The organism is Shewanella sp. T24-MNA-CIBAN-0130 (assembly GCF_040310185.1).
Lineage (GTDB): Bacteria > Pseudomonadota > Gammaproteobacteria > Enterobacterales > Shewanellaceae > Shewanella > Shewanella psychromarinicola.
The window spans coordinates 1-233 of the sequence record NZ_JBEOPP010000584.1; the positions used below are offsets into that span (position 1 = coordinate 1).

The 233-nt window shown below is 43.3% G+C and carries 1 pseudogene; it reads right to left on the reverse strand.

Going from position 1 to position 233, the window contains the following annotated elements:
* Positions 1-233, reverse strand: a pseudogene (locus tag AAEZ02_RS23600) (CLCA_X family protein); the annotation flags it as partial.

Consider the following 233-nt stretch of genomic DNA (forward strand, 5'->3'; position numbering starts at 1 on the left):
GCTCTTGACCGTTGGCGCTCAGCAAGGTCACTTTAAATAAGCTAGAGAGTTTCTTATTCAACGGATGAGCGATTATGGATTTATCGGCCAGCCAATTGTCGCTGGCACAAGCAAATAAATTGGCGCGACTTAAGTTAGCCCGAGTTGTAGTGGTAGTTTGCTCTGATATTACAAGCGACGACAAATACGGGTCTAATATACTGTCGTCGATAAACATTTTATCGGCGATATAG